Annotated in this window: 7 protein-coding genes; 6 read left to right on the plus strand and 1 reads right to left on the minus strand. The window is 61.6% G+C overall.

Annotation, left to right across the window (positions count from 1 at the left end):
* The first annotated feature begins 157 nt into the window (after window positions 1-157).
* The 3 genes from WBA38_RS07355 to WBA38_RS07365 are packed head-to-tail and all read left to right on the plus strand — an operon-like array spanning window position 158 to window position 2,975.
* Window positions 158-1,531 (plus strand): MFS transporter, encoded by a 1,374-nt coding sequence (locus WBA38_RS07355; RefSeq protein ID WP_424295797.1) that lies wholly within the window; start codon window positions 158-160, stop codon window positions 1,529-1,531.
* A 5-nt stretch (window positions 1,532-1,536) separates the two neighbouring features.
* Window positions 1,537-2,298, plus strand: a complete 762-nt coding sequence (locus WBA38_RS07360) for a CoA transferase subunit A (RefSeq protein ID WP_424295804.1) — start codon at window positions 1,537-1,539, stop codon at window positions 2,296-2,298.
* Window positions 2,295-2,975 (plus strand): CoA transferase subunit B, encoded by a 681-nt coding sequence (locus WBA38_RS07365; protein ID WP_424295799.1) that lies wholly within the window; start codon window positions 2,295-2,297, stop codon window positions 2,973-2,975. The genes WBA38_RS07360 and WBA38_RS07365 overlap by 4 nt, the downstream gene beginning before the upstream one ends.
* A gap of 7 nt (window positions 2,976-2,982) precedes the next feature.
* Here WBA38_RS07365 and WBA38_RS07370 read toward each other — a convergent pair whose 3' ends face one another.
* A complete protein-coding gene (locus WBA38_RS07370) occupies window positions 2,983-4,038 on the minus strand; it encodes an AraC family transcriptional regulator (RefSeq protein ID WP_424295800.1) in 1,056 nt (351 codons plus the stop codon).
* 166 nt (window positions 4,039-4,204) lie between these two features.
* On the opposite strand from WBA38_RS07370, the gene WBA38_RS07375 reads away from it, so the two are divergent.
* From WBA38_RS07375 to WBA38_RS07385, 3 genes are all read left to right on the plus strand, one after another.
* A complete protein-coding gene (locus WBA38_RS07375; protein WP_424322407.1) occupies window positions 4,205-5,182 on the plus strand; it encodes a quinone oxidoreductase family protein in 978 nt (325 codons plus the stop codon).
* A 95-nt stretch (window positions 5,183-5,277) separates the two neighbouring features.
* Window positions 5,278-6,126, plus strand: a complete 849-nt coding sequence (locus tag WBA38_RS07380) for a TauD/TfdA dioxygenase family protein (RefSeq protein WP_424322411.1) — start codon at window positions 5,278-5,280, stop codon at window positions 6,124-6,126.
* Window positions 6,127-6,191: 65 nt separating this feature from the next.
* The coding region (locus tag WBA38_RS07385) for a 3-keto-5-aminohexanoate cleavage protein (protein WP_424321788.1) at window positions 6,192-6,375 on the plus strand (184 nt) is incomplete at its 3' end.

Here is a 6,375-nt window from a genome sequence, read left to right on the forward strand (position 1 = left end):
GGTGTCCCGTTGGGTCAAGTTTTCTTTTCATCCCGCTCATAAAGTGATGTCCACCTCATCAGTTCCCCGGATGTATTGCAGCTCACCCGGCTGCGGGACAACCAAACTGCGACAGCCTACGCCTTGCCCCGCGTACCATTTCCCTTAGGAGACGTCAATGACCCATTTGCAATCACCTGTCGAGCAGGCGGTTGGGCAGACAAGCCCTCCCGCTAGCTCAGTCGAGACGGAGACGGTCACCGTTCAGCCGCCGCGCCGCCGCATCTACCCCTGGGTCGTCGCCGCTTTAGCCTTCGCGCTGTTGCTGTCGGATTACATGTCGCGCCAGGTGCTCTCCGCGGTGTTCCCGATGCTCAAGAGCGAATGGTCGCTTGCTGACTCCGAACTCGCCTCCCTCACCAGCATCGTCGCACTGATGGTTGGCCTCCTCACTTTCCCGCTGTCGGTGATTGCCGACCGCTGGGGCCGCGTCCGCAGCCTCGTGACGATGGCAGTGATCTGGAGCATTGCGACCCTCTTCTGCGCCATCGCCGCGAACTACGAGCAGATGTTGATCGCCCGCTTCTTCGTCGGCGTCGGTGAGGCTGCCTACGGCAGCGTCGGTATCGCCGTTGTGTTGAGCGTCTTTGCCCCGCGCCTGCACTCGTCTCTCAGCGGTGCCTTCATGGCTGGTGGTTCGTTCGGTTCGGTTATCGGTGTTTCGCTCGGTGCCGTTATCGCGGTCAACCTCGGCTGGCGGTGGTCGTTCACCGCGATGGCAGTCCTGGGTTTGATCCTCGCAGCGCTCTTCCGCGCCATCGTCACCGAAAAGCGACTTGACCGCTATGCGGTGCATTCGGATACGAGCGGCATCAAGGACGGCCAGCATGTTTCGATTCGCGTGCCCGTCCGCACCCTGTTCACCAATTCGACGGTCTGGTGCATCTACATCGCCGGTGGCCTGCAGATGTTCACCGCCGGTGCGCTGCTGTCCTGGACGCCGAGCTTCTTCAACCGCTACTACGGCATGGGCACAGGTGAAGCCGGCAAGGTCGCTGCGATCTTCGTGCTCCTGATCGGTACCGGCATGGTGGTCTGCGGTGTCATCACCGACCGTGTCAGCCGCGTCAACGCAAACAATAAGTGGACCGTGGCCATCGTGTTCTGCTCGATCGCCCTCGTCACACTCGGCGTGGCATTCCGCCTCGACAACGGATCGCTTCAGCTCGTGCTGTTCGGCATTGGTGCTTTCTTCTCCGCAGGCATTTCCGGCCCCACGGCCGCCATGGTTGCTAGCTTGACCCACGAATCAGTTCGCTCGTCGGCTCTGGGTACGTTGACCGTCGCCAACAATCTGTTGGGCCTGGCACTGGGACCGTTCATCGTCGGTATCTTGGCTGACAGCCTTGGACTCAAGGGTGCACTGGCACTCGCGCCGGTCTTCTACGTAGGTGCCATCGTGGCCCTGCTCATCGGCCGACGACTCTACCCAAGCGGTCTGCGCAAGCTCACCGAGCAGAGTGCCCGCTACGCACAGCAGACGGCGGCGTGATCACCGTGAGCAAGGTCTACAACACCACGCAAGACGCCGTCGCGGATATTGCTTCGGGTTCACGAATCGCAGTCGGAGGGTTCGGCGTGTGCGGAATCCCCGACGCCCTGATTAACGCCCTCGCAGCCACGGACACGACCGACCTGGAAATTGTCTCGAACAACTGCGGGATCGACGACCTCGGACTGGGCGTTCTCTTGAATGCCGGCCGCATCAGCCGCATCGTCGCCTCGTACGTCGGTGAGAACAAGGAATTCGCCCGCCGCTACCTGGCGGGGGAACTCGAAGTGGAGCTGACTCCGCAGGGCACGCTCGCCGAGAAGCTGCGTGCCGGAGGAGCCGGGATCCCGGCGTTCTACACGCCTGCGGGTGTGGGGACTCCGGTCTCCGAGGGTGGAATCCCATGGCGGTACAGCGCAGACGGTTCCATTGCTCTCGCATCTCCTGCCAAGGAGATCCGCCAGTTCAACGGAAAAGACTACGTGCTCGAGGAGTCCATTCGGGCCGACGTTGCCCTGGTACACGCGCTCGTCGCGGATACCGAAGGCAACCTGGTCTTCAATAAGGCCGCGATGAACTTCAACCCGCTGGCCGCAATGGCCGGTGACGTCTGCATCGTCCAAGCCGAGAAGGTGGTGCCCGCTGGCACTCTCGATCCAGAGCAGGTTCACCTACCCGGCATCTTCGTCAACCGTGTTGTCGAAACTGGTCCGCAAACTAAGACGATCGAGAAGCGAACCGTCGCAATGGCAGGAGCGAGCGCATGACGCTGAGCATCGACATCACCGCTGAACAGGTCAACGAAGACGGACCGGTCACCGGTTGGACCCGTCCCGAGATGGCTGCACGTGCTGCCAAAGAGCTTGTCTCAGGTAGCTATGTGAACCTCGGAATCGGCTTGCCAACGATGATTCCGGACATGCTGCCCGCTGGCGTCAGCGTGACCCTGCACAGCGAAAACGGAATCCTCGGAACCGGGCCATACCCGACCGACGAGAACGTCGACGCCGATCTGATCAATGCAGGCAAGGAGACGGTCACGGTGCTCCCCGGAGCTGCGTTCTTCGACTCGTCCCTTAGCTTCGGCATGATCCGCGGCGGCCATATTGACACCGCTGTGCTTGGTGGCATGCAGGTCTCGGAGACCGGTGATCTCGCGAACTGGATGGTCCCCGGGAAGATGGTCAAGGGTATGGGTGGCGCAATGGACCTGGTCCACGGTGCGCGACGCGTCATCGTACTGATGGAACATCGTGACCGCTCTGGCGAGTCGAAGATTGTGCCGGCCTGCACGCTGCCGCTGACCGGGCGCGGCGTCGTTGAACGCATCATCACCGACCTTGCCGTCATCGATGTGACGCCAGAGGGGCTGGTGCTCCGCGAGTGTGCGCCCGGAGTGACCCCCGAACAGGTTCGGGCCGTCACCGCTGCTGAACTGGCCTAGCTGCAGATTAGTCGATCGATTCGACCGTCCCGTCCGGCTGCCCCTGACCTTCGTCAGAGGCAGCCGGACGCGCCTGTTTCCGCCAGGTGCGCGGACTCATCCCGAACTGCTGGGTGAACCACCGCGAGAAACTGCTTGGAGTCGAGAATGCCAACATCTCCGCGACCTGAGTGAACGAGTAACGCTGTCCGGCAACCCACCGTTCCGCAAATTCCGCACGCATGTCGTCCAGCACTTTGCTAAAGGTCAATCCTTCCTTCGCGAGTCTGCGATGCACCGTGCGGCGATCGACGCCGAGGCTCCGGGCGACCTGATCGATGGAACACCGGCCCGCGGGCAGCAGGATCTCGATCAGTTCACGGACTCGAGTCTCGGCCGTCACCGAATCGTCCGAGTCCTCCGGGAGCAATCGCTGCGCATACGACACCAAACCCGGATCGTAGAGCCGGTTGGGTTGGTCCAAGTCGGACGTGTAGACCACGATGCCGTTGTAGTCACCGGAAAACTTCAGGGGAGCCTGAAAGAGTCGCCGATGGGTTGTGTCATCGATCGGTTTCGGATGAGTGAACGTCACCGACACCGGATGCCATCGATCGCCTAAGAGGCCACCAAATAGTTGGCGAACCACTGCCGTGGCCAGCTCAACGGACTGTCGCACCGGTGCTGGCTCGCCGGTGTCGACAGTCAACCGGATCGTGGACAGACCGTCGCTCTCCGTCAGATTCATGTGCAGGGCTTCGTTATACATGTGCTGGTAGCGCGTCAGGAGTTCGAGCGCGGCGCGGGCATCGGGTTGGTCGCGGACGCTCATACTCAACGGTCCAAGAGCCGATATACGACGGTTCTCGGCCAGCCGCAACGCGAAATCCGGGTGGCCCGAGGCGGCTGCCGAGTTCTCCAGGAGTTGGGCGATTGAGGCTGCGGGTATCCATCGATCCTGGAGATCGAGGCCAGCCGGGTCCAAAGATGCCGCCCGAAGCAGGGGGACCGGATCAATCTTCAGCTTCCGACTCAATTCGATGTACCCGGAGAGGGCTCCATATCGAGCAAGCGGCTTTGACATCGGGCAACTCCTTCTTTCGCTCATAAAACTGACTCGAACGAGACGCATCCATGTCCCCACATGGAAAGAAAACTGTCCCGCACAGGTAAGTGTGATGATTCTATCCCCAATACTGTGGTGTCAGTTGCATCACACCAAAGCTTTCTAGCAAGAAGGAACACATCACATGGCTAACGCGATTCGCTTTCACGAGATCGGCGGACCCGAGGTACTCAAGTGGGAAACCGTCGAGGTCGGCGATCCCGGTGCCGGCGAGGTTCGCGTTCGTCACGAGGCCGTCGGCCTGAACTTCGCTGACACTTACTTCCGTACCGGCTACTACCCGGCACCGCTGCCCGCGGGCATGGGTGTAGAAGCCGCCGGTGTTGTCGAAGCCGTAGGCCCGGGCGTTGAGGGATTTGCCGAAGGCGATCGCGTTACCTACACCGGCAGTCCCCTCGGTGCGTACAGCACTGAGCGCGTGATGCCGATCGACAGCCTGATTCACCTTCCCGACAGCATCGAGTTCGAGACCGCCGCGGCAATGACAATGCGTGGCCTGACGACCTCGTACCTGCTGCGACGAATTGCCCCGAATCTGAAGGCCGGCGACACGGTCCTCCTTCACGCAGCTGCTGGCGGCGTCGGCCTGCTCTTCTGCCAGTGGGCCAAGGAACTGGGCATCACCGTTATTGGCACTACGTCGACCGATGAGAAGACCGCCGTTGCCAAGGCGCACGGCTGCGAACACGTCATCAACTACAAGCGCGAAAACATTGTCGAGCGAGTCCGCGAACTCACCGACGGTGCTGGCGTCCCGGTCGTCTACGACAGCATCGGTGCCACCACCTTCAACACCTCCCTCGACTGCCTGTCGCGCCGCGGGCTCCTCGTTGCCTTTGGAACCGCATCCGGCCCTATCCCGCCGATCGATGCCTTCCAGTTGGCAGCCAAGGGTTCGCTGTACGTGACCCGCCCGGCACTCGCCGACTACATCGCCGACCCGGCCGAGCGTGCCGAACTCTCGGGCGAGCTGTTCGACCTCGTCGGCAGCGGCAAGGTCAAAGTCGAAATCAACCAGCACTACGCACTGGAAGAGGCCGCACAGGCCCACCGCGATCTCGAAGCGGGCACCAGCGTCGGTTCGTCGATCTTCACCTTCTAAGCACGACCCGCCCGAAATCCACTACTTCAGTCCCTTAGGAGGATGACATGACCGCAACACAGACTCCCGTCACTCCGGGCTCGATTGCTCACACGATGGACGTTGAACGTCTCACGTCCAGCATCGGTGCCGAACTGCACAACGTTGACCTTGCCGACGTCGCCCACGACGACGCGCTGTTCGCAGAGCTGAAAGAGCATCTGCTTGAGCACAAGGTGCTCTTCTTCCGCGACCAGAACATGAGCCGCGCCGAGCATGTGAAGCTCGCCGAACGCTTCGGCCCCCTCGAAGACCATCCGGTCCTCGGCAGCGACCCGGAGAACCCCGGATTGGTGCGCATCTACAAGGATCTCGACAGCCCACGTGAAGCGTACGAGAACTCCTACCACTGCGATGCCACCTGGCGCGAGATCCCTCCGATGGGTTCGGTCCTGCGCTGCATCCAAGGACCCGAAGTGGGTGGCGACACCATTTGGGTCAACATGGGCTTGGCCTACGCGCGCCTCCCCGAACACGTCAAAGAGCAGATCGACGGCCTTCAGGCACGTCACAGCATCGAGGCATCGTTCGGTGCACGGATGCCGATCGAGCAGCGCCACGCGCTGAAGGAACGGTTCCCCGATGCCGAGCATCCCGTCGTCCGGACCCATCCGGAGACCGGCGAGAAGATCCTGTTCGTCAACAGCTTCACCACGCACCTGACGAACTTCCACAACGACACCAACATTCGTTGCGGCATCGATTACGCGCCCGGAGCCGGCGACCTGCTGCGCTACCTGCAGAGCCAGGCCACCATCCCCGAGTACCAGGTCCGCTGGCGCTGGACCCCCAATAGCGTCGCGATCTGGGACAACCGGTCCACCCAGCACTACGCCGTCCAGGACTACTGGCCCGCCGTTCGCAAGATGGAGCGCGCAGGCATCATCGGCGACCGCCCGTTCTGATTCGCGACGCCACTGACATCAGCTAGACACCCAACCCCGCATTTCTATCCCTGAGGAGTTCCACAATGCATTTCCACGACGACGCCCTGTTCCCTGAGCTTCAGGACAAGTTGGTCATCACTGCTGCCCCGTATGGTCCGGAGTGGGAGCTTGATGACTTCCGCGAAGATCTTCCGTTGACGATGGAAGAGCACATCCAGAAGGCTGTGGACTGCTACGAGGCCGGCGCTACCGTCCTGCACATTCACG

The sequence above is a fragment of the Gordonia sp. (in: high G+C Gram-positive bacteria) genome (assembly GCF_049647785.1).
Taxonomy (GTDB): Bacteria; Actinomycetota; Actinomycetes; order Mycobacteriales; family Mycobacteriaceae; genus Gordonia.

What these genes read in the sequence shown, in the direction of transcription:
- WBA38_RS07375 (WP_424322407.1), top strand. Translation starts at nt 4,205, where the DNA reads ATGGCTAACGCGATTCGCTTTCACGAGATCGGCGGACCCGAGGTACTC.
- WBA38_RS07365 (WP_424295799.1), top strand. Translation starts at nt 2,295, where the DNA reads ATGACGCTGAGCATCGACATCACCGCTGAACAGGTCAACGAAGACGGA.
- WBA38_RS07380 (WP_424322411.1), top strand. Translation starts at nt 5,278, where the DNA reads ATGGACGTTGAACGTCTCACGTCCAGCATCGGTGCCGAACTGCACAAC.
- WBA38_RS07355 (WP_424295797.1), top strand. Translation starts at nt 158, where the DNA reads ATGACCCATTTGCAATCACCTGTCGAGCAGGCGGTTGGGCAGACAAGC.
- WBA38_RS07370 (WP_424295800.1), bottom strand. Translation starts at nt 4,038, where the DNA reads ATGTCAAAGCCGCTTGCTCGATATGGAGCCCTCTCCGGGTACATCGAA.